The following is a 23,796-nucleotide window of genomic DNA, read 5'->3' on the forward strand; positions in this document are numbered from 1 at the left end:
GATTTCCAAATTTGGAAAACGTAGACGGGCTTCCGCTGTGGCTTCGATGATCAGCCCTGCACAGGCTGGGTCGCGTAAAGGCTCGACAGCGTCTCGCGAAACCAACGCTGGACCGGGTGGGCGTCGTTCCGGCGATGCCAGGACATGGCGAACGACACGGTGCCCAGCGCGACCGGCGGCGGCAGGATCAGCAGATCGTCGCGCGCCGCGGACGCACCAACCGCACCTTCCATGAGGGTGGCGATAAGGTCGGAGCGGGCCACCAGGGGAGGGGCCGCGTACATCTGCGGCAGCGACAGGGCGATGCGCCGCCGCAGGCCCATCGCCGCCAGCGCGGCGTCGACCTGGCCGAACCGCTCCCCCTCCGGCGAGACGAGAAGGTGGGACAGGCTGAGGAATGTCGGCAGATCCAGCGCCCCCGAGGCGGCCGGATGGCTACGCCGCATGATGCAGACGAAGCGCTCCTCAAACAGCGGCTGGCTGAGGATGCGGCCGCCCACCGGCTGGCGGGGCGGGACGCTGATCGTCAGGTCGGCGTCGCCGGCGTCCAGGATGGCGACGGCGTCGTCCCGATGGGTGAAGGCGTTGATGCGCAGCGTCACATTGGGCGCCCGTTGCCGCAGGGCTTCGGTCAGTCGCGGCAGCAACACCAGGGCCGGATGGTCGGACAGGGCCAGCGTGAACGCCTGCGACGACGTGGCGGGGTTGAAGCGCTGGGTGAACTCCAGTGTCCGGCTGATTTCGGCCAGCGCCCGGCCCAACGGTTCCGCCAGGTCGCTGGCGCGCTGGGTGGGTTGCAACCCCGACGGACTGCGGACGAACAGCTCATCCTCGAACAGCGCGCGCAACCGCGCCAGCGCGGCGCTCATGGCCGGCTGGGTACGTCCTATCCGCTTGCCCGCCCGAGTGACGCTCCGCTCCGCCATCAGCGCGTCGAAGGCGACCAGCAGGTTGAGATCGATGCCATGTAAATCCATACCGTGGATGTTTTCACATACGGACTATCGATTTCAAGAATGTTGGCCGGTTGCCTAGCTTTTGAGGGTGTCAACCAGGAGACAGTCCATGTCGCAAGACCCTATCGTCACATCCAATGGGCTCGCCGAGCGGGATCGCATCGCGATCGAAACGCTCTACCGCGCCTTTTCCGACCATAATCCCGACCTTCTGGAGGAGGTGCTGGCCACGGACTGGCAGGACATTCCCCTCGCCCCCGGCCAGGCCCCCGGCCGCGAGGGTATGAAGCCGCTGGTCCGCGCCTTCAGCGCCGCCTTCCCCGACGTGCGTATCATCATCCACGAACTGATCGGCGCACCGGGCAAGGCGGCCGTGCGCGCCGAGATAACGGGCACCCACCAGGGCGAATGGTTCGGCGTGGCGCCGACCGGCGTCCGGTTCACCATCCCGATCCACGAGTTCCATTATGTGCGGGACGGGCGCGTCACCCATACCTGGCACCTGGAGGACTGGTTCGGCTGGTTGCATCAGGTGGGCGCCATGGGTGTCGGGGAGAAGTGACGATGAAGGCGTTTCGTATTCATGGCTACGGGGCGGATCCGGTCATCGACACCGTCGATGTGCCCCGGCCCGTGGCGGGCGACGTGCTGGTACGCGTTGCGGCCGCCAGCCTGAACCCGCTCGATGTGAAGCTGCAGCGCGGCTATATGGAGGCCTTCTTCCCGTTGACCTTCTCCTACACGCTGGGAAGCGACCTCAGCGGCACCATCGAGGCCGTGGGCGATGGCGTGTCGGGCTGGCGCGCCGGTGACCGGGTCGTGGCGCGAACGGCGCCGACCAGCGGTGGCGCGCTGGCGGAGTTCGCAGTGGTTCCCGCCGACCAACTGGTACGCCTGCCCGATACCATCAGCTTCGAGCGGGCCGCCGGCATCCCGACGGCCGCAGGCACGGCCTGGCAGGCTCTGTTCGAGGTCGCCGGACTAGGTGCGGGGCAGACAGTGCTTATCCATGCTGGTGCCGGCGGGGTCGGCAGCTTCGCCATCCAGTTCGCCCGCCAGGCCGGCGCGCGGGTGGCGGCGACCGCCTCCGGCGACGGCATCGCCATCGCGGAACGCTTAGGCGCCGATCTCGTGATCGACTACCGCAACCAGGATTTCACCAAACGCGTCTCAGACGTGGACGTGGTCCTGGACACCATCGGTGGCGACACGCAGGCCCGGTCCTATGAGGTGCTGCGCGCCGGCGGTTTCCTGGCCTCCATCGCCGCCCCGCCGGACGGGGCTTTCGCGAAAGCGCATGGCGTGGAGGCGGCGTTCGTCTTCCACAGTTCGGACGCCGTCCGGTTGGCGGCCGTCATGGACAAGGTCGCTGCCGGGGTCGAGGTGCTGGTCGACCGGACGGTGCCGGGCCGCGATGCCGTGGCGGCGTTCCATCACCAGGCGTCCGGCCGCGCGCGCGGCAAGATCGTCCTGACCAACGGATGGTGACGGGCGGGCGAGTTCCGGCCCAGGGAACCTTCCGGGCGCCACCCGGCGTCCGGAGGGTTCCGGTGTCTTACGCCTGGTGCACGTACTCCCCGGGTGCCGGACACAGCGTTGTCGATGGCCGTGGCGGCGCGACCTGGGCCGTCTGACCAATACTGCGCAACCACTCCTCCCACGCCGGCCACCAGGAGCCGCCGTGGCTGGGTGCCGAGGCCGCCCAGGTGTCGGGATCGACGTACCGCTGATCATGCTGCCGGGTGAGGATCTGATAGCTGCCCCGCTCCGCCGCCGGCGGGTTGACGATGCCCACATTGTGCCCGCCAGATACCAGGGTGAAGGTGACGGTGGTGTCGCTGAACAGGTTGATCTTGTAGACCGAACGCCAGGGGGCGACATGGTCGCGCGCGGTGCCCAGGGCGAAGATCGGCACCTTGATGTCGCGCAGCGCGACCACCCGCCCTTCCACGGCGAAGCGGCCGGCGGACAGGCGGTTTTCCAGGAACAGGCCGCGCAGGTATTCGCCGTGCATGCGCGCCGGCATGCGCGTGGCGTCGGCGTTCCAGGCCATCAGGTCGGTCATAGGCTCGCGGTCGCCCAGCAGATAGTCGCGGATGAAGCGCGACCAGATCAGGTCGTTGGGGCGCAGCAACTGGAAGGCGCCGGACATTTGGCCGCCGCTGAGATAGCCCTGCGTCCACATCAGGTCCTCCAGCAGGCTGACCTGGCGTTCATCCAGGAACAGCATCAGCTCGCCGGCTTCGGCGAAATCGGTCTGGGCCGCGAGCAGGGACAGGCTGGCCAGCCTGTCGTCCCCGTCGCGGGCCATGGTGGCGGCGGCGATGGACAGGATGGTGCCGCCCAGGCAATAGCCGCAGGCGTGGATCCGCTGGCCGGGGACGGCGGCGGTGACCGCGTCCAGGGCCGCCATGACTCCCAGGCGGCGGTAATCATCCAGGCTCAAATCCCGGTCGCCGGCATCGGGGTTCTTCCATGACACCATGAAGACGGTGTGGCCGCGCCCCACCAGCCAGCGCACCAGCGAATTCTCCGGCCGCAGATCCAGGATGTAGTATTTCATGATCCAGGCGGGGACGATCAGCACCGGCTCCGCATGGACGGTGGGTGTGGCCGGCGCATATTGGATCACCTCCATCAACCGGTTGCGGTAGATGACCGCGCCCGGGGTCAGCGCCACGTCGCGGCCCACCTGGAACTCTTCCGCGCCGGCCGGCGGTGCGCCTTTCATCAGGCGGCCGGCATCCTCCATCCAATTCAGCCAGCCGCGCGCCAAGTTCGCACCCCCTTCCTGCAGCGTGTGCCCCATGATGACGGGGTTCAGCCAGGGCACGTTGGTGGGCGACAGGACGTCGGCCCACTGGCTGAAGAGAAAGGCCAATTCGTTCTCATGCTGGCGCGCCACCCCGGGCACGCGTCGGGCGGCGTCCAGCAGCAGCCTTTCCCCCAGCAGATAGGCCTGGGCCACGGCCACGTGGGGCCACTGCCGCCAGACGGGGTCGGCGAAGCGATGGTCCCCGGGTTGCGGCTCGACCAGGGGCGCGGCATCGCCCGCGGCGGACGCTTCCGCCAGCCACACGGCGAATTGCCCGGCGGCGTCCGCTGCCGCCAGTGTCCAGCCCAGACGGCGTCCGGGGCTGGCCGACAGGTGCAAGGCCCAGTCCGTCCATGCCTCCAGCAGCACCGAAGGCGAAAGTCCCTGCGTCATCCGTGCCGCCGTGGCGCGCAGGGCACGGTCGAGGGCGCGAAAATCCGGATCGGCATCCGCTGCGGGTGGTGGTGGCGGCAGCGTCACGGCCGCCTTTGGCCGGGGCGCCGGACGGCGCGCGCGCCGGGGCGTGGCCTGGGGCAGGGTGGTGGCGGGGACGGCGGCGGTCATGGGGGTGCCTCCTATCGCCGGTCCGCGGCATGGGGCCGGCCATACCCATCATGGCAGCCGTGGTGACGGCGGCCTTGATGCATCGCAAGGCGCCCGCACCGGCATGGGCGCATAGTGCCGTCACGGCCCGCGAGGGGCCTTCCCCATCGGCGGGCCGGGAAGGGGAGGAGTCATGACCTCAGCTCGCCTCAAACTGCCGCAGGTGCTCGGCATTCCCATTTTCGTGGACCTGTCCTGGTTCTTCGTGGCGGCCTTGATCGGGTGGTCGCTGGCGGCGGGGGTCTTCCCCGCGCTGCTTCCCGGCATGCCGAGGCCGGTCTATCTGTGGATGGCGGTGGCGGGGACGCTGGGCCTGTTCGTCTGCGTCCTGTTGCATGAACTGGCGCACAGCGTGGTGGCGCGCGCTTTCGGCATGCGGATCAACGGCATCACCCTGTTCGTCTTCGGCGGCGTGGCCGAAATCGCGGACGAGCCCGGCAAGCCGTCGCACGAGTTCCTGGTGGCGATCGCGGGGCCCGCCGCCAGCGGAGTCATCGCTCTCGCCTGCTGGGCGGTGTCGCAGCCGTTTCCGGTTCTGGGCGGCTGGCCGGCGGCCGCCGCGACCCTCGCCTATCTGGGCCAGCTCAACGCCTATCTGGCGCTGTTCAACCTGGTGCCCGCCTTCCCGCTGGACGGCGGCAGGGTGCTGCGGGCGGCGCTGTGGCGGCTGCGGGGCGACTATGCCTGGGCCACCCACGTCTCGGCGGCCTGCGGCGATCTGTTCGGCTTGTTCCTCATCGCGCTGGGCTTCTGGAACACCGCGACCGGCGATGTTATGGGCGGCTTGTGGGGGGTGGTCATCGGCATGTTTCTTCGGAACGCCGCCGCGAGCGGCTACCGGGACATGCAGGTGCGCACGGTCCTGGGCGGGATGCGCGTGGCCGATATCATGACGCCGGATCCCATTTTCGTCAGCCCGCAGGCCGTCGTCGGCGATTTCCTCACCCGCTATGTCTACCGCTATCACCACCGCAGCTTTCCGGTGGTCTGGGATGGTCGCGTCATGGGCGTCGTCGGCATACCGCAGGTGGCCACCCTGACGCCCGACGAATGGGCCGCGACCCCGGTCCGCGACATCATGGTGCCGTGCGGGGAGCTGGACTTCATCGCCGCCGACGCCGGCGTGGTCGACGCCTTCCGCCGGCTGGGCGAGGCCGGGCGCCACCGGCTGTGGGTGCTGGACCACGGCCGCCTGGTGGGCGTCCTCGCCGCCCGGGATCTGGTGGTCCTGGCCTCGCTGGCCACCGACCTGCCGGCCTTGGCCCGGCACGGCGGCACGGCACCATCCGCCCGGGACGCGTCAAGCCCGCCGCATTTCACAGGGCCCAATCCGCTCGACATCCACACCTGAAGAAATGGAGGTCATCATGCCTGATGCTACGCAACCCCTGAACCCGGCCGGGACCTTGGCGAAAGGCGTCATGGAGGAGGTTTTGACCGGCAACGTCGCCTGGCTGGACGACGTCCACAACGTCTACGGACGCTGGACCCAAGGCATGCTGGGCACCGTCCAGGAACTGGTGCGGCTTTGGGAGGGCCGCTTTCATGAGGACTGCGAGGCGTGCAAAGCCCTGTCGGCATGCCATACACCGCTGGATCTGCAGCGCTTCGGCCAGGCTTTCGCGGTCAAGGCCAGCCGGGATTACGCCGAAGGCGTCGGGCGGCTGCTGCACGTGGCGGTGGAAGCGTTGGGGCCCCGGGCCGGACGCGGTCCCCACGGCTGAAAAGCGATGGGGCGGCCCCCGCGCCGCCCCATCCGATCGGGCCCGCATGCCCTTATTGGCCCGCCCTTATTGCATGTATTTGCCGCCGTTCACCGACAAGGTCTCGCCGGTGATGAAGCCGGCGTCGTCGGCGGCCAGGAAGGCCACGGCGCGGGCGATCTCCTCCGGCTGGGCCAGGCGCTTGGCCGGGATGCCGTTGACGATGGTCTGCAGGATGTCGGCGGGCACCGCCTCGACCATGGCGGTCTTAGTGTAGCCCGGCGCCACGGCGTTGACGGTGATGTTGCGCGAGGCCCCCTCCAGCGCCAGCGCCTTGGTGAAACCGATCAGGCCGGCCTTGGCTGCGGCGTAATTGGTCTGCCCGGCCTGGCCCGACAGGGCGTTAACCGAAGTGATGTTGATGATGCGGCCATAGCGGCGCTCGCGCATGCTTTCGATGACGGCGCGGCACATGTTGAAGCAGCCGCCCAGATCGACATCAATGACGGCCCGCCATTGCTCGGGCGTCATCTTGTGCAGCATGGCGTCGCGGGTGATGCCGGCGTTGTTGACCAGGATGTCAATGGGGCCGTGCGCTGCGGTGACCCGCGCCACGCCGTCGGCGCAGGCGGCATAGTCGGCGACGTCCCAGAAGACCGTCGGCAGGCCCGTCGCCTGCTGAAAGGTCGCTGCCATCGCCTCGTCCGCGGGCGGGCAGGTGGCCACCACGGTGTGGCCGGCGGCCTTCAAGGCAAGACAGACGGCGGCCCCTATGCCGGTGACCCCGCCTGTGACCAAAGCGACGCGTACCATCAGAACCTCCATCCCTATGTGTCGGTTGCTGGCCCATGGGACCATGCGAAGGCCCAGGCCTCCTTGTGATGCGTCAAGACAGCGACGATTCCGGCCCGGATTGCGGCCGATCAATGCGGGGATCCGGGAATTGGCGTCCACTGGGGATTGGCCGGGGAGCCGTCCAGACGGAGGGCCAGACGGAGGAAACGTCATGCGTGCCATGGTTTGGGAAGGGACGGGGGCGCTGAAGGAACGGGACTTGCCCGATCCGGAACCGGGGCCGGGCGAAGTCCGCCTCGTCGTTCGGGCCTGCGGCGTCTGCCGCACCGACCTTCACCTGATTGACGGCGACCTGCCGCCGGGCGGCCTGCCCCGCATTCCAGGCCATGAGATCGTGGGCGTCGTCGACCGGCTGGGGCCGGGGGTCGTCGACCTCAGCCTGGGCCAGCGCGTGGGCTTGGGCTGGCTGGGCCACAGCTGCCAGCGCTGCCCTTATTGCCTGGCGGGTCATGAGAACCTCTGCGATCAGCCCGCCTTCACCGGCTACACCCGCGACGGCGGCTTCGCCACGCTGGCCGTGGCGGAGGCGCGCTACGTCTATCCTTTGGACGGCATCGACCTGGCCGACGCCATGGTGGCCCCGCTGCTGTGCGCCGGTCTCATTGGCTGGCGGTCGCTGGTGATGGCCGGCCCGCATCGCAAGTTGGGCCTGTATGGTTTCGGCGCCGCCGGCCATATCATCCTCCAGGCCGCCCGCTGGCAGGGGGCCGAGGTGTTCGTCTTCACCCGGCCCGGCGACTTGGCCGCGCAAGAGTTCGCGCTGACCCTGGGCGCTGTCTGGGCCGGCTCGTCGGAGGAGCCGCCGCCCGAGCCCCTGGACGCGGCTATCCTCTACGCCCCGGTGGGCGCGCTGGTGCCGGCGGCGCTGGCGGCGGTGCGCAAGGGCGGGCGGGTGGTCTGCGCCGGCATCCACATGAGCGACATCCCCGCCTTTCCCTACAGCCTGCTGTGGGGGGAACGCCAGCTGGTCTCGGTCGCCAATCTGACGCGGGCCGACGCGCTGGATTTCCTGCGCGTCGTGCCGCTGGCGGGCATCCGGCCGGCGGTGACATCCTATCCGCTGTCCCAGGCCAACCGGGCGATCCAGGATCTGCGGGCTGGACAGGTGCGCGGGGCCGCGGTCTTGGTGCCGTGACGGTCAGCGCGCCGCCGCCAGGTGGCGGCGGAAGCGCCACAGGCTGAGGCAGAAGAACAGCGCGCCCGTGCCGGCGACGGCGGCGAAGTGGCGCCAGACCAGGGTGATGTCCGCCCCCCGGTACAGGATGGCCTGGGCGAAGGCCACGAACTGGGTGGCGGGGGAGAACTGCATGACCCGCTGCAGCCAGACGGGCATGCTCTCCAGCGGCGTGTTGCCGCCCGACAGCAGGTTCAGGGGCAGGACGATCAGGATGAACAGCAGGCCCAGCTGCGGCATGGACCGCGCCACCGTGGCCAGGAAGATGCCCAGGGCGGTGGTGAAGAACAGATAGACGGCGGTGCCGGCCATGAACAGGGGCAGGGACCCGGCCAGGTGGATGCCCAGGGCCCAGCGGATGATCAGCGCCAGGGAAAGCGCCGTCATGCCCAGCACCACCAGGCCGTTGGCCAGCACCTTGGCCCCCATGATCTCCAACGGGCGCACGGGCATGACCAGCAGATGCTCCAGCGTGCCGTGCTCCCGCTCCCGGATGACGGCGGCGCCGGTCAGCAGGACCGACAGCATGGTGACGTTGAACAGGATGGCCATCAGGCCGGTGAAGCGCGTCGTTTCCAGCGTCTGGTTGAAGGCGAAGCGCAGCTGGGCGCTGACCGCGTCGGGGACGGTGGTGGTCTTGTCGCGCGCCAGGAAGCGTGTAACCTCGTCGCTCAGCACCGATTGGATCTGGGCGGCCCCGATACCGGCCTGCATCATGGCGGTGGCGTCCACCAGGATCTGCAGCTCCGCTCCGCGGCCGGCCAGCAGGTCGGCCTGGAAGTCCGGCGGCACATCCAGCACGAAGGTGTAGCGCGCGTCGGCCATGGCGCGGTCGACCTCGCCCTTGCCGATGAGGGCGGGGGCCTGGAAGTCCGGCGCGCGGAAAGCGGACCGGAACCGCAGCGCCAGGGGCGACTGGTCCTCATCCACGATGGCGATGGAGGCGTTGCGCAGCTCGTGGCTGATGCCCGTGGCCTGCAGGTAGATCATGCCGGTGAAGGCGTAGAGCACGAAGAACAGCATGAAGCGGTCGCGCAGCAGGCCGGCCAGTTCCTTGCGCGCCAGGGTCAGCAGATTGCGGATGGCCGCCATGGGCTCAGGCCTCCTGCTTGCGCAGCAGCACGGCCGCCGTCACCACCAGGACGGGGAAGAAGGCCAGCAGCGACAGGATGAAGGGCGTCAGCTCCGCCAGCGACAGCCCCTTGGTGAAGGCGCCCACCACTGTCTTCACGAAGTATGTCGTGGGAAAGATGGCGCCCAGCAGATGGGGCATGCCCGACAGGGTGGAGACGGGCTGCATCATGCCGGAGAACTGGATGGCCGGCAGCATGGTGACGATGGCGGTGCCGAAGACGGCGGCCGTCTGCGTGCTGACGAAGCAGGATACCAGCAGGCCCAGCGCGGTGGTGGCCATGACGTAGGCCAGCGCCCCCAGGCTGAGGCCCAACAGGCTGCCCTTCAAGGGCACGTGGAAGATGACCAGCGCCATCATGACCATGATGGCGTAGTTGAAGAAGGCGATGGCGATGTAGGGCAGCTGCTTGCCCAACAGGAATTCCAGGCGCGATACCGGCGTGACGTAGAGGTTGGTGATGGACCCCAGCTCCTTCTCCCGCACCACGCCGAGAGCCGTCAGGATGGACGGGATGAAGACCAGCAGCAGGCCGATGACGCAGGGCACCATGGCGTCGGCGGAACGGAAGGCCTGATTGTAGCGGAAGCGCGGAATGAGGTTCAGTCCGGGCGCGTCCTCGACACCGGCCTCCGTCGCCAGATCCTGCTGCAGCCGGACGAACAGGCCGGCGACATAGCCCTGGATGGTCTCCGCCCGGAAGGGCATGGCGCCGTCGATGCGCACCGCCACCTCCGTCGGCGTGCCCTTCTTCACGTCGCGGCCGAAGTCCGGCGGGATATCGACCACCAGGGCGACGTCATTGGCCTGCAGGCGCTTCAAAGCCTGGGCCGCGTCGGCGGCGGGTGGCGTTCCCTGGAAGTAGCGGGAACTGGAGAACGCCTCCACCACCGTGCGCGACAGGGGGCTGTGGTCGCGGTCCAGCACGGTGTAGCGCAGGTTCTCGACATCGAAGTTGATGCCGAAGCCGAAGACCAGCATCAGCATCAGGGTGCCCAGCAGGGCGACGGTCAGGCGGACGGGGTCGCGACGCAGTTCCAACCCCTCGCGCAGGGCATAGGCTGACAGCCGCCGCAGGGAAAAGGCGCCGGTGTCCGCCAAGGCGTTCGGCGTCGGCGATGCCGCTGCCGGGCCGGGTGCCGGCGCCTCGTCCGGGGCGCTCTCCCGCATGTAGGCGACGAAGGCGTCGTCCAGGCTGGCGGCGTCCTTGGCCCGGCGCAGGTCATCCGGCGCGCCCACCGCCAGCACGCGGCCGGCCTGCATGAAGGCGACGCGGTCGCAGCGCGCCGCCTCGTTCATGTAGTGGGTGGAGACGAAGATGGTGACGCCCTGGTCGCGCGATAGGGTGGTCAGCTGCCGCCAGAAGGCGTCGCGGGCCACCGGGTCGACGCCTGAGGTGGGTTCGTCCAGGATCAGGACTTCGGGCTTGTGCAGCACCGACACGGCCAGCGACAGGCGCTGGCGCACGCCCAGCGGCAGGCTGTCCGCCAGGGCCGTCAGGTAGGGGGCCAGGCCGAAGTCCGCCACCACCTCGGCGATGCGCGCCTGCGCCGCGCCACTCGTGAGGCCGAACAGGGTGGCGTGCAGATCCAGGTTCTGCGCCACCGACAGGTCACCGTAGAGCGAGAAGGACTGGGCCATGTAGCCCACCCGGCGGCGGGTGGCCAGGTCGCCGGGATCGACCGGCCGGCCGAACAGCAGGGGCGTGCCGGCGCTGGCCGGCAGCAGGCCGGTCAGCATCTTCATGGTGGTGGTCTTCCCGCAGCCGTTGGACCCCAGGAAGCCGAAGATCTCCCCCTTGGGAATGGCGAAGCTGACCCGGTCCACCGCGACGAAATCGCCGAAGCGGCAGGTCAGCTCCCGCGCCTCGATGGCGATGGGCTGGCCGGACGGCAGGGTGGTGGTGGCCGCGGCTTCGTCCGGCCCCCGCCGGTCCGGCGGTAGCAGCGCAACGAAGGCCGCTTCCAGGGTGGCCGTGCCGGTGCGGCTCATAAGCTCGACCGGCGTGCCGTCGGCCAGGATGCGGCCGCCATCCATCATCACTGCCCGGTCGAAGCGCTGGGCTTCGTCCATGTAGGAGGTGGCGACCAGCAGGGTCATGCCCGGCCGCTCCGCCCGTATGCCATCGATCAGGTCCCAGAACTGCCGGCGGGACAGCGGGTCGACGCCGGTGGTGGGCTCATCCAGAATCAGCAGGTCGGGATCGTGGATCAGGGCGCAGCACAGCCCCAGCTTCTGGCGCATGCCGCCCGATAGCTTGCCCGCCGGCCGGTCGGGAAAGGGGGCGAGGCCGGTGGCGGCCAGCAGATGGTCGATGCGCCGGCGGCGTTCTCCCGGGCCCTGCCCGAACAGCTTGCCGAAGAACTCCAGGTTTTCCCGCACCGACAGGTCGGGATAGAGGTTGCGGCCCAGGCCCTGGGGCATGAAGGCGACGCGGGGTTGCAGGCGCCGGCGGTCCCGCCCGCGTGCCATGTCCCCGCCCAAGACCTCCAAGCCGCCCCGCTGCAGCCGCTTGGCGCCGGCGATCAGGCCCAGCAGGGTGGACTTGCCCACGCCATCCGGGCCGATCAAGGCCAGGGTACCGCCGGGCGGCACCGCCAGGGTCACGGCATCCAGCGCCGGGATGCGGCCATACTGGTGGCTGATGCCCGTGGCGCGGACGGCTGGGGGCGATGTCATTGCGCCGCCGTCGTGGTCAGACGTGACTGCAGCCAGGCGGGCCAGGCGGCCGTCGCGTCCAGGCGGACATAGGCCGTGCCGCTGACACCCGTCTTCACCTGCTCGATATGGCTGGTCACCAGGGCCTGCGGCACCCGGGCCTTCAGGCGGAACATCATGCGGTCGCGCTCCGCCCGGGTTTCCACCTGCTTGGGCGTGAACTGGGCCTTGGGCGCCACGAAGCTGACCTTGGCCGGAATGGCCAGGCCGGGCAGGGCATCCAGCAGCAGCCGCACGTCGGCGCCCAGCGCCACGCGGTTGGCGTAGTCGGTGGGCAGGAAGAAGGTCATGTAGACATCGGACAGGTCAAGCAGGGTGGCGACCTTGCCGCCGGCGCCCAGCATCTCCCCCGGTTGCGCCAGCTTGTACAGGATGCGGCCGGTCACCGGTGCCTTGAGGATGCCGTCGTCCGCCAGGTCGCGCAGCCGGTCGGCATCAGCCTCCGCCGCGCGGATCGCCTCCTCGGCAGCGCTCAGTCCGCTCTTGGCCGATCGCAGGGCGGCTGCGGCGCTTTTCAGCTGATTGCGGTTGGTGTCCACCCGCTGCTGCGAAACGTTGCCTCGGGAAAACAATTCGTTGGCCCGATTCATCTCCTTGGTGGCGAACTCCAGGTCGCTTTGCCGCTGCACCACCAGGCTGGCGGACTGGTCACGGGTTTTCTGCGCCTGCGCCAGGGTGGCGGTGGCGGCGCGGTACTGGGCCTGGACGTCCCGCACGTCCAGTCGCGCCAGCACGGTGCCGGCCTGCACCAGCTGCCCCTCCTCGAATTCTATGGTCAGGACGCGGGCCGCGTACTTGGCGGCGATGTCCACCTCCTGCGCCTCAATGCGGCCGTCGGCGGAGACGAAGCCCGCCGGCAGCACGTTGCCACGCGTGCGCAGCCACAGCAGGTAGCCGCCGCCGCCAGCGCCGGCCAACAGGATCAACACCAGCAGGAATTTGAGGAAACGCATGGGGCCGGTGCTCCTTCAGGGGTTGGCCGGGGGCGCCGGGATGGGGGCCTGGGGTTTCAGCAGCGCGGCGATGCGGTCCAGCAGGGCCAGGCGCTGGGCGTCGCTGTCGGCATGACGCAGCGTTTCCGCCAGGTCGAGGATCGTCGCGGCATAGATGTTGTGCCAATCCTGTTCGGGCACGGTGGCCAGACGCGGCTGGTCGGCCGGCTTCCGCTCCGCATGGCCGGGCCGCAGGACGATGGTTTCATCCAGTTCAGGCTGATGGACCGGGACGGACAGGCCCCGGGTGGCCAGCGCGTCCGCGAGGGCCTGCCGCGGCGTGGTCTCCCCGTGCATCAGGGCGATGCCGTTGCGGATGGGACCGCGCGCCGCCAGCCATGCCAATAAGGCCGCCTGGTCGGCGTGGCCGGAGTAGCTGTCCAGGGTGCGGATGCGGGCGTGCACCTCCACCTCTTCGCCATGGATGCGGACGTGGCTGGTTCCCTGGGTCAGGATGCGGCCCAGCGTGCCCGGCGCCTGATAGCCGACGAACAGGACCGTGGCGTTGCGTTGCCACAAATGATTTTTCAGGTGGTGGCGGATGCGGCCCGCGTCGCACATGCCGCTGGCCGCCATGATGATGGCGCCGCCGCCCAGACGGTTCAGGCGCTTGCTGTTCTCCACCGCCGTGATGGGGTGGAAATAGGGCCGGTCGAAGGGATCGGCCACGGCGGCGTGGTTGATGTCCGGCAGGTGCTGGCGGAAGACTTCCGTCACGTTCACCGCCAGCGGGCTGTCCAGGAAAATGTCCGTGCGCGGCAGGGCCCCGTCGTCCATCAGCCGGGCCAGGTCGTACAGCAGCTCCTGCGTCCGCTCCACCGCGAACACGGGGATCAGCAGCACGCCGCCCGCCTTCAGCGCCGCGGCCACCTCCTCTCCCAATTGGCGCCGCCGTTCCTCATTGTCCATGGGCGGGCGCAGCGTGCCGCCGTAGGTCGATTCACAAAACACCCAGTCCACGCCCGACGGGCCCTCGGGCAGGCCGTGGAAGGGTTTGTCGCCCGGGCCCAGGTCGCCGGAGAACAGCAGTGTCTGTTCCCCACCGTCGCCCGCCACCTTGACCTCAACCGAGGCCGAGCCCAGCAGGTGCCCCGCATCCCAGAAGCGGATCCGCACGCCGGGCATGACGTCGATCCAGACGCCGTATTCCCCCGGTTCCAGCTGGTCCAGGCAGGCCTCCGCGTCCTTGCGGGTGTAGATGGGCTGCACCTCCGCCCGGCCGCGCTGGCGGTTGCGGTGGTTCAGGTGCTGAACCTCGCTTTCCTGGATGAAGCCGCTGTCGGGCAGCATGAAGGTCAACAGGTCCCGCGTGCCCCCCGTGCAGTGGATGCGGCCTTTGAATCCCTGGCGGCACAGCTTGGGCACCAGGCCGCTGTGATCGATGTGGGCATGGGTCAGCACCAGCGCCGCCGGCTCGCGGGGGTCGAAGGGGAAGTCGCGGTAATTCAGCTCCTTGACCGTCTTGGGACCCTGGAACAGGCCGCAGTCGATCAGCAGCGCCCCGCCATCGTGGCGGATCAGGGTGCAGGACCCGGTGACGGTGCCGGCGGCGCCGTGGAAGGTGATGGTGGGGATCATGGGAACAGGCCTTTGAATGGTCAGGCGTAGGGTCAGGCTTCGGAAGGCGGCGCGGCGGGGGCCGCCGGCACCTTCAGGCCATGGGCCAGCAGGGCGCGCCATACGCCCACGGCGTCGTCGGCGAAGCTGAACAGTTCCAAATCGGCCGGGGAGATCATGCCGGTCTTGGCCAGCACGTCGAAATTCACCACCCGTTTCCAGTAGGCCCTGTCCATCAGCACCACGGGAATGGCCGGGGACTTGCCCGCCTGGCGCAGGGTCAGGATCTCGAACATCTCGTCCAAGGTGCCAAAGCCGCCGGGGAAGATGACCAGGCCCGCCGCCCGCATGGCGAAGTGCAGCTTGCGCATGGCGAAGTAATGGAACTGAAAGGTCAGCTCCGGCGTGGTGTAGGGGTTGGGTTCCTGCTCATGCGGCAGGGCGATGTTGAAGCCGATGCTGGGCGCGCCCGCCTCCCATGCGCCGCGGTTGACCGCCGCCATCAGGCCGCCGCCGCCGCCGGTGGCGATGACGTTGTCGCGGTAGCCGCCAGGAATGCCGTCCAGCGCCCCGCCCTGTTGTGAGGCGAGCCGGCCGAAGGCCAGCGCTTCGCCATACCAGCGGTGGGAATTGGGAAATTCCGCGGCGCGCGCCACCTCCTCCGCCGTGGCCGGTGGCCCATCCGGGTCGCGAACCCGCGCGCTGCCGAAGGCGACCAGGGTGGAGCGCACGCCCCAGGCCCTCAGCCGCTCCTCGGCCTTCTCATACTCCAGCATCAGGCGGGCCCCCCGCATGCTGTCGCTCAGCAGGAAACTCTGATCCAGTGCCGGCAGGCGATAGGCGGGGGACGCCAGTTGCGCCCGGTTGTCGGGCCTCGAAGCATCGCGCGACATGATGGGAAGCGTCCTTGTCATGACCGCCGGATGCGCGGCCGGATCTCGTCCGGCCGCGCATCCGTTCATGACCCAACCATTCACCATCCCGGCTGTTGGCAAAATGATCCACCTCAATCTCCGATCGCGTCGCGGCGGGCGTGGGATCAAGGGCTGATGACCACCTTCAGGGCGTGGCTGTCGGCGGCGTGGCCGAAGGTGTCATAGGCGGACAGGATGCCGTCCAACGTGAACCGGTGGGTGATCAGCACCGACGGGTCCAGTTTCCGCGACTGCACGGTCTTCAACAGCATGGGTGTGCTGACGGTATCCACCAGCCGCGTGGTGATGGCGATGTTCTGTGCCCACAGCCGGTCCAGGTGCAGATCGGCCTTGTGTCCGTGCACGCCCACGTTGGCGATGATCCCGCCAGGCGCCACCAGATCCTGGCACAGCTCGAACGTGGCCGGGATGCCCACCGCCTCGATCACCGTGTCGGCGCCCAGGCCGCCGGTCCAGGCCTTGACCGCCTCCGGCACGTTGGTTTGCGCGCTGTTTAGGGTGCGGGTGGCGCCGAAACGGCGCGCGACCTCCAGCCGGTTGTCGTCCACGTCGATCATGATGATCTCGGCCGGGGAATAGAACTGGGCCGTCAGCAGCGCGGCCAGGCCGATGGGGCCCGAGCCCACGATGGCCACGGTGGCCCCCGGCGCCACCTTGCCGTTCAGCACCCCGCATTCGAAGCCGGTGGGCAGGATGTCGCTCAGCATGGCCAGCGCCTCTTCATCCGCCCCGTCGGGGATGGGATAGAGGCTGGTGGCGGCGTGGGGGATGCGCACGTATTCCGCCTGGGTGCCATCAATGACGTTGCCCAGGATCCAGCCGCCGGTGCGGCAGTGGGAATACATGCCGCGGCGGCAGTAGTCGCAGGTGCCGCAGGCGGTGATGCAGGAAATCAGCACGCGGTCGCCTGGCCTGAACGTCGTGACGCCCGGGCCAACCGCATCGATCACGCCCACGCCCTCATGGCCCAGGATGCGGCCCGGCGCGCAGGTGGGGACGTCGCCCTTCAGGATGTGCAGGTCGGTGCCGCAGATGGTCGTCTTGGTGATGCGGACGATGGCGTCGCCGGGGTCCTTGATCTCCGGCTTGGGCCGCTGCTCCAGTGCCTTGCGGCCGGGGCCTTGGTAGACAAGCGCCTTCATGACGGTTTTCCCTTATCTCAGGTTAGTGACGTCTCAGGTTGATGGCGTCTCAGATTGATGGGTCGGGTCAGCGGGGCGCCGGCGTCAGTGGGCCAGCAGCGCCGGGACCGGGGTCTTGGTCAGGATGTCCCGGGTCACGCCGCCCAGCGCCCATTCCCGTAGGCGGGAATGGCCATAGGCTCCCGCCACGATCAGGCCGGCGCCCGAAAGCTCGGCCTCGTTGAACAGCCCAGCGGCGATGTTGTCCCACTTGCCCAGCCGCCGGATTTCGGTGGCCACGCCGTGCCGTTCCAGATAGCGGGCCAAGTTGCGGTCGCCCGGCGCGTCCTTGGACCCGCCGTTGTCGATCGTGGCGATGATCACCTGGCTGGCGCGGCGCAGGAAGGGCATGGCCTGGGTCACGGCGTTCGCCGCCTCGCGGCTATCCTTCCACCCGACCAGCACGGTGTCGAACGGCCGCAGGCGCAACGGATCCTCTTCCGGGATGACGAACACGCCGCGGCCCGATCCGAACAGCGCCGCCTCCACCACATCGCTGGCGCGATTGGGTTCGGCGATACGATAGGGTGTGCGCACCACCAGCAGATCCGCCGTGCGGGCCTGGGTGGCGACCAGCCCCTGGACATTCGCCGCTCGGCAATCGATGCGATGCAGATCGTGGGGGCCGGCCAGTTTCCCCAGGCGCTCTTCCAGTGCATGTTCCACCAGCCGGCACTGGGTCTTGGCGTCGTCCAGATGCTGGGACAGCAGGCTGCGGCTGACGGCGTAATGCGATATGCTCTCCGGCGGTTCGGGCAGGATGTTGATGTACAGGCCCTGGACATGGGCCTGATACACGATCGCCAGATGGTCGGCATGCAGGATGCGGCTTTCGTCGTCGTCGCCGCCATCCAGGTGAACCAGAATTTCCTTGATCATCGCGCCGGCCCTCCTTCGGTGAAGCGGCCTGTCCATGGGGGCATGGAGGCGGTCGCCAGCTCTGGAACACAGCTTGCCGCAGGCGGGCTGGTGGGACCTTGACCTGGCTCAACGGGTCACGGGATGAAGGCGCGATCCCGAAGCATTCAGACCAAGGTCCCCTTCAGCTTGGCCGTCACACGCGCCATCGCGTCTCGCCCTAATGGGCGATCGGGATCGTCCGTTCCGGCTTGGCGCCGGTGCCGGCTTTGGGCAGTGTCACGGTCAGGATGCCCTTGTCGAAGGCTGCGGAGATTTTCTCCACATCCGTGTCGCTGGGCATATGGAAGGACCGGCGGAAGCTACCGTAGCGACGCTCGGTCAGGTGCACATCCCCCCGCTTCTCATCGACATTGATGGTCTTCTCCCCCTTCAGCGTCAGGACGTTGTCGGCAAGGGACACGCTGATGTCCTTGGTTTCGATCCCGGGCAATTCCGCGGTGATCTGGTAGTCCGCCTCCCGCTCGGTGATATCGACGGCGGGAATGGTCATGCCGAACGCCCCCTCGAAATGGCGCAAGGGGTCGGTGTCCGGCGACCGCCACAGGGCGGGCACGTTGAGCAGCGAGCGCGAGAAGCGGCCGAAGGCGCTGTCCAGCTCGTCACGAAACGAGTTCCAGAAGTGGAAGGGCGAAGCGGCGGGTGCGGCATCGGTGTTGACCGGAACGGATTGCGGCGCCGTGGCTTTGGCCGGTTCAGTCGGGGTGGTTGCTTCAGGCATGGCATGTCTCCTTTCACGGGTGGTGAACAGGGAAGGGCGGTTGCGCGGCTGCCCCGCGGCCAGCCGCTTGGGGGTGCCGGAACGGGCCGGATGGCCGCGTCTTTCGCGTCAGTGGGCCAACAGGGCCGGGAGGGGTGTTTTCGTCAGGATGTCCCGGGTGACGCCCCCCAGAATCCATTCCCGCAGGCGGGAATGGCCGTAGGCGCCGGCCACCAGCAAACCGGCGTCCAGACGCCTCGCTTCATTGAACAGGGCCTCGGAAACGGTGTTCCATTCCCGCAGGTGGCGCAGTTCGACGGTCACGCCGTGGCGGTCCAGGTACCGGGCCACATCGGCGCCGGGTTCCGTGCCGCCGGCCTCCGCCGGCTTGTCGCCTTCCACCATGGCGACCACCACCTGGGTCGCCTTTTTCAGGAAAGGCATGGCCTGGGCTACGGCGTTCGCCGCCTCTTTACTGTCGGTCCAGGCGACCAGGACGGTGTCCAGGGGCCGGAGCCGGGCCGGATCTTCCTCCGGCACGACGAACACGCCACGCCCGGATCCGAACAGGGCGGCTTCCACGAATTCGGGCGCCCGGCCCGGCAGGGCGAAGCCAGGCTGGTAGGGGGTGCGCACCACGGTCAGGTCGGTCGTGCGCGCCTGGCTGGCCACGACGCGATCCACGCCGTCCACCAGGACATCGAACCGGCGGAAATCATAAGGAATGCTCAGCTTGTCGAGCCGAAGGCGGATGTCCTTCTCCGTCCTGTCCGCCTGGGCCTTGAGCTCGGTCATCTGTTCGGATGCCGCGCTGCGGCTGACGGCGTACTGCGGCAGCGTCAGGACGATCTCGGGTAGGCTTTCACAGTAAAGCCCCCGGATGTGGGCCCTGTGCGCGGTCGCCAGATGCTCGGCGTGCAGCAACCGGAACTCGTCGTCGGAACTTCCGTCCAGATGAACCAGTATTTCCGTGATCATGACACCCGCCCTCGTCACAGGGGAGCGGCCTGTCCGTGCCTTAGCACGATGCCGGGTCGCCAGCTCTGATCGCAGTCTGTCATGCCGGGCCGGCGCCGCATTGACCCAGGTCAAGGGCGCTCCTGCCGGAGGGGATACGCACAACAGGCGTCGTCATTCCCAATGGAAATGGGGACGACCCGCAGGCTTCAGGGCACGGTGACAGCCGCCGTGGCCGGCTGGGTGTTCCAACCGCGTAAGCCCACCTTGGGCTGGCCCTGCGCCAGGGCCGCAGGGTAGGCGATGGTGACCTCGCGCCGGTCTCCCGGCAGGAGGGAGACGTAGTTGTCGCTGGCATAGGCCGGCAGCAGGCGGCTGCCGTCGGCGTTCTGCAGGGTCAGCTTGTTCATCAGGGACGCGGCGGTCCCGGTGTTGGTCAGGGTCACGTGCACCTTGACCTCGTCACCCGCCCGTTCCGTGCGCGTGGCCAGGGTCACGGGCTGCGGCGCCAGGTCGTTCAGGCGGCGGGTGGCGGCCTCGTCCGCCGCGCGCCAGTAGACGTTCTGCGACAGCGTGCCGGTGGCATCCGACAGCTCCAGTTCCACCAGCACCAGGCCATTGGCCTGGATGGCGGCGGCCAGGTCCAGTTTCCGCGCAGGCGTGGCGGCGTCGGCCTGGGCATCGACCTTCTGCGTCTGGTCGCTGATGACCTGGCCCGCCACGGTCAGCACGCGGGCCCGGATGGTCAGGCCCTTCTTGGCCTCGCGGGTATTGTTGACCACGCTGATCCCGTCGTCCGGCGCGTTCAGCTGCACGTGCAGGGGCTCCGCCGCCTTCTGCAAGCCGTAGAAGGCGCCATGGGTGTCGTAGTCGTGGCTCATGATCTGCCAGTTGGTGCTGGGCCAGGCCGGCTGGGTCATCCACAGCAGGCGGCCGCTGTTCACCGTCCACAGGCCGGCATTCATGCCCTCGAAGATGGCCCGGTGGCTTTCATAGTTCATCAGCTGGGCCTTGCGCTCGAAGTCGGCCAGGCTGGTGGCCGCCCCCAGCTTGCGGTCCATGGCGGCCATGAAGCCGTGGGTGTCGCCGTTCCCGGTCTGGTGCCAGTCGTGATAGGCCCAGGTGTCGCTGACCGGCCAGCGGTCGGCGGCGGGCACGGCGGCCTCGAACGCCTCCAGCGTGGGGAAGCTGGGCGTGCCCACCTCCACCGCGAAGCCACGGGACAGCGTGGTGAAATACTGCGACGGGTCGCGGTAGTCGTAGGGGCCGCTGTCCTGCAGGTTCACGCGGTTGGAACTGCCGCTGTAATAGCGGGTACCGTCCAGGGTGGCGACCAGGGATTCCAGCCCCTCGTTCAGCACCGGCTGGGGCACGCCCTCGTTGCGGCCGAACCACAGCACGATGGAGGGATGGTTGCGATAACGGCGGATGACGTCGGCGGCGTTGTCCAGGAACAGGGGCACGTCCTGGGCTTCGATGTTGTAGTCCTGGGTGCTTTCCCAGAAATCGTTCAGCACCATCAGGCCATATTCATCGGCCAGGTCGAAGAACACGTCCTCGGTATTCTGGCCTACCCAGTTGCGGATGATGTTGACGTGGGCCTCGCGGTGCAGGCGGAAGAACGGCTCCAGCCGGTCGCGCGACACGCGCTTGCGCCAGTCGTCGGTGCCCCAGCTGCCGCCGCGCGCCGGCACGCGCACGCCGTTGACCTTCAGGATCAGATAGGGGGCCAGGCTGGCATCCTCCAGCGGTTTCACCGCCGGGGATTTCTCCGCGCCCGGAACCAAGGAGGAAACCCAGCCGCCGGCGATCTTGTGGATGCCGGTGTGGCTGCCGTCGATCACGCGTTCGCCCCGCTGGAAGGCGGCCGTGGGGTCCACCTCCACCCGGCGCAGGTGGCCACCGCTGTCCATCAGGGACAGCTCATAGCTGACCTCGCGAATGCCGAAGCGGGTGTGCTTTTCATCCGACTTCATACTCCCCTGGGCCCCACCGACGGCGGCCGTCAGGGTCAGGTTGTGCAGGGCGGGATCGCCCAGGCCGTTGGGCCACCACAGCGTGGGGTTCCTGACCCTCAGCTGCGGGAATTCAGCGGGCGTAAGGGTGACGTTGCCGGCACCTGGCGCCAGCGTCACGGTCTTGGCCACCGTCACATCGTCGAAGGCGGCGCGGATCTCGGCCTGCACCGGCTGGCCGGTCAGGTTTTCCACCGGCACGGTGATGGTGATTTCCGCCTTGCTGGTATCAGGCAGGGGCAGCTTGGTCACCACCTGGCTGTCGCCGATGCGCACCGCGCCGGTGGCGGTCAGGGTCACGTCCTGCCACAGGCCGGTGTTGCGGTCGCGGACGGCGGGGATCCAGTCCCAGCCCTCGCTCGCGATGAAGGTGGGGCCGTCCAGCGCCTGCATGCCGCCGTTCTCGCCCACGCCGGCCGCGATGGATTGCTCATGTGGCAGTCCGGGATGGGGCGGCGGGGTGATCTTGACCGCCAGCACGTTCTTCTGGCCCGGGCGCAGAGGACCGGTGACGTCGAACTGCCCCCGGATGAAGGCGCCGCGCACGCTGCCCAGCCGTTCGCCGTTCAGCCACACCTCGGCGGCGTAGTTGATGCCCTTGAAGGTCAGCAGCGGATGGCGGCCCTGCAGGTCGGCGGGGGCGTCGAACTCCGTCCGGTACCAGTAATCCTGCCTGTTCAGGCTTTCCGGGATGGCCAGGTTGTCCAGGCCGTAATCCGGGTCGGGGTAGACGCCGCGGTCGACCAGGGTGGTCAGCACCGTGCCGGGCACCGTCGCCACATACCAGGACGCGGTGTCGAACCCCGGCTGGGAGATGCGGGCGCCGTCGCCCTGCACCTTGGGTGCCTCCGCCAGGCGCCAGCCGCCCACGGTCCAATTGTCGGCGCCATCGGGCTTCAACGCCGGGCCGGTGGGAAGAGGTTTCGCCACGGGCTTGGAAAACGGGGCGGTGCTCTTGGGCAGGGTCCACGGATCCTGCGGCGTTACCTGGCCCATCATCTGCCTGACTTGCACCGGCCAGGTCGGGCTGGCGGCCTCGAAATTGATCAGGTCGGCGGCGGGCTTGCCCTGGGCGGCGGCCTTGGCCTCCACCGCGCCCAGCGCTTGGGGGGTGACGGTGAAACCGGCGATGCGGCCGGCGAAGGCGCCCCCCAGACGCGGCGCCAGACTCACCACCGGGGTGACGTTGACCTGGGCGGGGATGCCGTGTGCCACCTCGGCGCCATCCAGGTACAGGCGGGCGGTCTTGCCGTCGGAACTGGCCAGGGCATGGTGCCACGTGCCGGCCTTCACGGCCGACCCGCCGGAGATGGTCTCACTGGAACCGGTGCGCAAGGCCAGGCGGCCGTCCTTCAGCGCCAGGTAGCGGCCCTGGGCCGGGTCGCCCACGCCGGCCAGCAGCACGATGCCGCCGGCCACGTCGTCGGCCTGGAACCAGGTGGACAGGGTCCAGGGGCCGGTGGCGGACAGGGTCGCGTCGCGCAAGGGCTTGGTCAGTCCATCACCGCCGGCCAGGAAGGCGGCATTGTAGGGGCCGTAGACGTCGTCGGCGGCCATCGGCGCCGCCATCGCGCCCAAGGGCGCGGTCCAGGCGGCCGACAGCATCAGGGTGGCCCACAGCAGGCCCTGGCCCGTCTTCTGGGCGCGGCTATGGTCTTTGGGCATCCGCATTTTAAGGCCTCCCTCCCAGGTCGACCCCGCCGGGCGGACCGTTATTCTTTGGTCACGGACGTTGGATGCCGAGCGGCATCCTATCCGGTTTCCCTGTCCCGGGGGCCGACGTGAAGGCCTACCGACAAACAGATGAGGGTTAATTTAATAAAACAACTTTTTTAAATAAAAAAGAGGGAAGGAAGCGGGGCCATGGGGTTATGCTTGTCGGTATTGCCACCGCGTATTGCTGGAGGAAAAAGCCGGCCGGCTGGGACCCTGAGGCGGATCAGGCGCCTGGGGAGGGGCCGGCGCCATAGCGCAGGCCGTCCAGCAGCAAATCCACCATGCGCCGCCCATGCTCCGGCCCCATCTCCTGCGACGGGGCGGCCAGCACGGCGACGGCCCGCAGAAGATCGGTGGCGGCGAAGCCGCCCCGCACCACCCCCGCCGCCGCCGCCGTTTCCAGCAGGGACTGCAGCGCCGGTACCAGGCGCTTCTGGAAATAGCTGGGCAGGATCTCATAGGCGGGGTCGCCGGAATGCAAGGCGGCTGCCAGCCCGCGCTTGGCGGCGATGAAATCCAGGTACCGGCGCATCCAGCGGCTCAGCGCCTCTCCCGGGTCATGCGCCGCCGCCAGGGCGGGGGCGGCGTCGGCGCAGGCGTCCACCTCCTGCCGGAAGACGGCGATGATCAGGTCCGACCGCTGGGGGAAGTGGCGGTAAACGGTGCCGATGCCCACGCCGGCCTTCTCCGCGATCTCCCGTACCGGGGCGTCGACGCCGGACGTGGCGAACACCGCCATGGCCGCGCGCAGCAGGGCATCCAGGTTGCGCTGCGCATCCGCACGCACCCGCCGCGGCTTGCCGTCATCTTCAGGACGGATCTCTCCCGCCGTGTCGTCCACCATATCCTCACTTGAAAAACGGAACAGT

Annotated in this window: 19 protein-coding genes; 5 read left to right on the top strand and 14 right to left on the bottom strand. The window is 68.7% G+C overall.

Translation table 11 applies throughout. The features are described from left to right. Positions 1 to 50: 50 nt before the first annotated feature. The gene (locus FBZ88_RS06020; protein WP_145615878.1) at positions 51 to 977 is read right to left on the bottom strand and encodes a LysR family transcriptional regulator; all 927 of its coding nucleotides are present in this window, start codon (positions 975 to 977) and stop codon (positions 51 to 53) included. Positions 978 to 1,065: 88 nt separating this feature from the next. Here FBZ88_RS06020 and FBZ88_RS06025 point away from each other — a divergent pair, with 88 nt between their 5' ends. Next, entirely contained in the window at positions 1,066 to 1,518 is a 453-nt protein-coding gene (locus FBZ88_RS06025) for an ester cyclase (protein ID WP_145615879.1), read from the top strand. 2 nt (positions 1,519 to 1,520) lie between these two features. Beyond that, positions 1,521 to 2,444: an NADP-dependent oxidoreductase gene (locus FBZ88_RS06030; RefSeq protein WP_145615880.1), complete on the top strand. Its 924-nt coding sequence runs from the start codon at positions 1,521 to 1,523 to the stop codon at positions 2,442 to 2,444. A gap of 67 nt (positions 2,445 to 2,511) precedes the next feature. On the opposite strand, the gene FBZ88_RS06035 is transcribed toward FBZ88_RS06030, so the two are convergent. Next, positions 2,512 to 4,335: a PHA/PHB synthase family protein gene (locus FBZ88_RS06035; protein ID WP_186464233.1), complete on the bottom strand. Its 1,824-nt coding sequence runs from the start codon at positions 4,333 to 4,335 to the stop codon at positions 2,512 to 2,514. 172 nt (positions 4,336 to 4,507) lie between these two features. On the opposite strand from FBZ88_RS06035, the gene FBZ88_RS06040 reads away from it, so the two are divergent. Both FBZ88_RS06040 and FBZ88_RS06045 read left to right on the top strand, forming a co-directional pair. After that, positions 4,508 to 5,725 carry a site-2 protease family protein gene (locus tag FBZ88_RS06040; RefSeq protein WP_145615881.1) on the top strand — a complete coding sequence of 406 codons (1,218 nt, stop codon included), beginning with the start codon at positions 4,508 to 4,510 and terminating at the stop codon, positions 5,723 to 5,725. Positions 5,726 to 5,741: 16 nt separating this feature from the next. Then, positions 5,742 to 6,098 (top strand): hypothetical protein, encoded by a 357-nt coding sequence (locus FBZ88_RS06045; protein WP_145615882.1) that lies wholly within the window; start codon positions 5,742 to 5,744, stop codon positions 6,096 to 6,098. Between the two features lie 66 nt (positions 6,099 to 6,164). Here the strand turns inward: FBZ88_RS06045 and phbB are convergent, their stop codons facing one another. Next, positions 6,165 to 6,890, bottom strand: coding sequence for an acetoacetyl-CoA reductase (gene phbB / locus FBZ88_RS06050; RefSeq protein WP_145615883.1), 726 nt, complete (start codon positions 6,888 to 6,890; stop codon positions 6,165 to 6,167). 193 nt (positions 6,891 to 7,083) lie between these two features. On the opposite strand from phbB, the gene FBZ88_RS06055 reads away from it, so the two are divergent. Further along, a complete protein-coding gene (locus FBZ88_RS06055) occupies positions 7,084 to 8,067 on the top strand; it encodes a zinc-dependent alcohol dehydrogenase family protein (protein ID WP_145615884.1) in 984 nt (327 codons plus the stop codon). A 3-nt stretch (positions 8,068 to 8,070) separates the two neighbouring features. Here the strand turns inward: FBZ88_RS06055 and FBZ88_RS06060 are convergent, their stop codons facing one another. The 11 genes from FBZ88_RS06060 to FBZ88_RS06110 all read right to left on the bottom strand — a co-directional run bounded on the left by FBZ88_RS06060 (position 8,071) and on the right by FBZ88_RS06110 (position 23,771). Further along, positions 8,071 to 9,198 carry an ABC transporter permease gene (locus FBZ88_RS06060; protein WP_145615885.1) on the bottom strand — a complete coding sequence of 376 codons (1,128 nt, stop codon included), beginning with the start codon at positions 9,196 to 9,198 and terminating at the stop codon, positions 8,071 to 8,073. A gap of 4 nt (positions 9,199 to 9,202) precedes the next feature. Continuing rightward, positions 9,203 to 11,917 (bottom strand): ribosome-associated ATPase/putative transporter RbbA, encoded by a 2,715-nt coding sequence (rbbA, locus tag FBZ88_RS06065; protein ID WP_145615886.1) that lies wholly within the window; start codon positions 11,915 to 11,917, stop codon positions 9,203 to 9,205. Next, a complete protein-coding gene (locus FBZ88_RS06070) occupies positions 11,914 to 12,909 on the bottom strand; it encodes an HlyD family secretion protein (protein WP_145615887.1) in 996 nt (331 codons plus the stop codon). Before FBZ88_RS06070 ends, rbbA begins: the two co-directional genes overlap by 4 nt. A gap of 15 nt (positions 12,910 to 12,924) precedes the next feature. Continuing rightward, a complete protein-coding gene (locus tag FBZ88_RS06075) occupies positions 12,925 to 14,526 on the bottom strand; it encodes an MBL fold metallo-hydrolase (RefSeq protein ID WP_246138524.1) in 1,602 nt (533 codons plus the stop codon). A gap of 32 nt (positions 14,527 to 14,558) precedes the next feature. Beyond that, entirely contained in the window at positions 14,559 to 15,398 is an 840-nt protein-coding gene (locus FBZ88_RS06080) for an LOG family protein (RefSeq protein WP_145615888.1), read from the bottom strand. A gap of 146 nt (positions 15,399 to 15,544) precedes the next feature. Then, positions 15,545 to 16,582: a zinc-dependent alcohol dehydrogenase family protein gene (locus tag FBZ88_RS06085; RefSeq protein ID WP_145615889.1), complete on the bottom strand. Its 1,038-nt coding sequence runs from the start codon at positions 16,580 to 16,582 to the stop codon at positions 15,545 to 15,547. An 84-nt stretch (positions 16,583 to 16,666) separates the two neighbouring features. Next, positions 16,667 to 17,500 (bottom strand): universal stress protein, encoded by an 834-nt coding sequence (locus FBZ88_RS06090; RefSeq protein ID WP_145615890.1) that lies wholly within the window; start codon positions 17,498 to 17,500, stop codon positions 16,667 to 16,669. 199 nt (positions 17,501 to 17,699) lie between these two features. Then, positions 17,700 to 18,260, bottom strand: coding sequence for an Hsp20/alpha crystallin family protein (locus FBZ88_RS06095; RefSeq protein WP_145615891.1), 561 nt, complete (start codon positions 18,258 to 18,260; stop codon positions 17,700 to 17,702). A gap of 108 nt (positions 18,261 to 18,368) precedes the next feature. Continuing rightward, positions 18,369 to 19,217, bottom strand: coding sequence for a universal stress protein (locus FBZ88_RS06100; protein WP_145615892.1), 849 nt, complete (start codon positions 19,215 to 19,217; stop codon positions 18,369 to 18,371). Positions 19,218 to 19,405: 188 nt separating this feature from the next. Beyond that, positions 19,406 to 22,882, bottom strand: a complete 3,477-nt coding sequence (locus FBZ88_RS06105; protein ID WP_211102546.1) for a glycosyl hydrolase 2 galactose-binding domain-containing protein — start codon at positions 22,880 to 22,882, stop codon at positions 19,406 to 19,408. Between the two features lie 268 nt (positions 22,883 to 23,150). Further along, complete coding sequence (locus tag FBZ88_RS06110) at positions 23,151 to 23,771, bottom strand: TetR/AcrR family transcriptional regulator (protein ID WP_145615893.1); 621 nt, start codon at positions 23,769 to 23,771, stop codon at positions 23,151 to 23,153. Positions 23,772 to 23,796 lie beyond the last annotated feature (25 nt).

This window comes from Nitrospirillum bahiense, from assembly GCF_007828025.1.
GTDB lineage: Bacteria > Pseudomonadota > Alphaproteobacteria > Azospirillales > Azospirillaceae > Nitrospirillum > Nitrospirillum amazonense.